The organism is Frankia sp. AiPs1 (assembly GCF_023716945.1).
Classification (GTDB): domain Bacteria; phylum Actinomycetota; class Actinomycetes; order Frankiales; family Frankiaceae; genus Frankia.
Genome location: NZ_JAMQQF010000750.1, coordinates 1 through 2,320, shown reverse-complemented (window position 1 = coordinate 2,320; position 2,320 = coordinate 1). Strand labels below are relative to the sequence as shown.

1 protein-coding gene and 1 pseudogene are annotated in these 2,320 nt (G+C 71.8%); both read left to right on the top strand.

Translation table 11 applies throughout. The features are described from left to right. The first annotated feature begins 290 nt into the window (after positions 1-290). The gene (locus ND748_RS30245; protein ID WP_251749645.1) at positions 291-1,793 is read left to right on the top strand and encodes an SCO6880 family protein; all 1,503 of its coding nucleotides are present in this window, start codon (positions 291-293) and stop codon (positions 1,791-1,793) included. Beyond that, a pseudogene (locus ND748_RS30240) lies at positions 1,793-2,320 on the top strand (hypothetical protein); the annotation flags it as partial. The gene ND748_RS30245 and the pseudogene ND748_RS30240, both read left to right, overlap by 1 nt.

Below are 2,320 nucleotides of genomic sequence, written 5' to 3'. Positions count from 1 at the left end.
GCAGCCGGCCCGGCCCGGCCCCAGCCGGACGGCCGTCCCGGTCGGCGCCAGCGCCCGGCCGAGCGGTGCGACCCGGACCGCCACCCGGGTCGCACCGGCCAGGACCGCCACGTCCCCGCGGACGCCCCAGGGCCGGCCCCCGGTCGCTCCGGCGGCCCGACCGGTGACAGTTGCGGCACCGAAACTGCCACCGTCGCGCACCGGCGGGCAGTGAGCACGGTGTGCGAACAGGCCGCAGTGCGCGGGCGGCCGGCACCCCGCAGAGGATCAACCGGCGAGTGAGGTAATAGATGGTCGCGGAACGCAGCTATCGGTTCGGACCGCTCGAACGCGGCGGCGTCATGCTCGGCATGCGTTGGCCGCAGCTCGCTCTGATGATCGGCGTGATGCTCTGCGTTCTCGGCGCACTCCGGTCACCGTTGGTAGCCATTCCAATCTGGGTGCTGCTCGCGGTGGCCCTGCTGTTCGTCGCCTTCGTCCGGGTGGAGGATCGTAATCTCGACCAGTGGGTGCCGATACTTTTCGGCTTCACGATGCAGAAGGTGACGGGCGAGACGGTGTTCCGTGGCGCGTTCTTCCGGCTCGGCGCCGGGGAGGACCAGCTCAGCCGCACGGTCCTTCCCGGGCCGCTGTCCTCCCTGGTGATGTTGTCCGTCCCGGTCGGCGGCGGCCGGTACGTAGCAGTGGTCAAGGACGCCAAGAAGCAGACCTACACCGCCGTCCTGCAGGTGCAGGGCAGCCAGTTCGCCCTGCTGGAATCCGGTGACCAGCAGGCCCGGGTCGACGCCTGGGGGGAGCTGCTGGCCGGGTTGACAGCCGGCGGCGGCAAGCTGTCGCGCATCCAGTGGCTCGAGCGCACCCTGCCCGACTCCGGGGACCAGCTCCAGCGCCACTGGCGGGTGCGCGGCCACCACGACGACTCCTGGGCCGCGGACGCCTACCAGCAGGTCATCGACGCCGCCGGTCCCGTGGCCCAGCGGCACGAGACGTACCTGTCGTTCCAGCTGCGCGCCAAGGATGCCCGCCGGGCGATCCAGCGGGCGGGCGGCGGCGACCAGGCAGCCTGCGCGGTCCTGCTCGGCGAGCTGCGCACGATGGAGGCGGCGCTCGCCCGAGCGTCCATCAACACGGTCGGCTGGCTACCCCCGCGGGCGCTGGCAGCGGTCATCCGCACGACCTACGATCCGTACTCGATCGAGATGATCGACGCTCGCGGCGGCGCGAGCACCGACCTCGCCGGCGGGTTGAAGGGCCTGGCATCCGGAATCGACCCCGCGGTGGCCGGACCGGTGCGGACCGTCACCGCGTGGGATCACTACCGCACGGACTCGGGCTACCACACCACCTACTGGATCAATGGCTGGCCCCGGGTGCCCTCGCCCGCCGCCTTCCTCGCCCCGCTGCTGATGGAGACGACCTGCCGGCGCACGGTGTCGCTGGTCGTGGAGCCGCTGCCCGGCCGGAAGGCGGAGAAGACGGTGAACCGGCGGCGGATGGCGCACCTCGGCGAACAGCAGATGCGGGACAAGGTCGGCAAGGTCACGACACAGCGGGACGTGGCCGAGGCCGATGAGGTGGAGCGGCGCGAGCAGGAGCTGATCGCCGGTTTCGGGGCGTTCCGCTTCCACGGATTCGTCACGGTTTCCGCCGACGATCTCGACGGCCTCGCCGATGCCTGCGGCGAGGCTGAGACGTTGGCGTCACGCAGCCGGCTGGAGATGGTGCGCCTCGTCGGGGAACAGGACCAGGGCTTCAGCGTCGGGGCCCTACCGTTGGCGGTGGGAGTGGCGTGATGAACGGCAACGGCAACGGCAACGGAGCGGTGAACGGCAACGGAGCGCGCCCCGATCCGGCGGGTTCGACCGGCGGCCGAGGCGGCTTCGTGCCGATCCCCGTCGGGTACCCGACGGGTGACCTCGCCGCCTCGGTGGCCGGCCCCAACGGAGCCGCCCCCGAGGCCGCCTACGAAACGAACGGGTATGGCGGCGTCGGCGACGACAACGCCTACGACAACCAGCCCGCATACGACAATCAGCCCGGGTACGACAATCAGCCCGGGTACGGCAGCCAGCCCGGATACGACGACGAGGCCGACTTCGAGGATGCCGGCTTCGACGACCTCGACCCGCCCAGCTTCGACGAGGCCGGCTACGACCCGGACGGCTACCAGGCCGCGGCGTACGAGGCGGCCGGGCACGACCCGGGACGTGACGCCGAGGGTTTCGTCGACCTGGGAGGTGGCCCGCGCCGGCGCCGGTCGACTCCCCCGCCGGCCCCGGCGGCCGTGCGGTTTTTTAAACATCACGACTCGCCCCCCCAC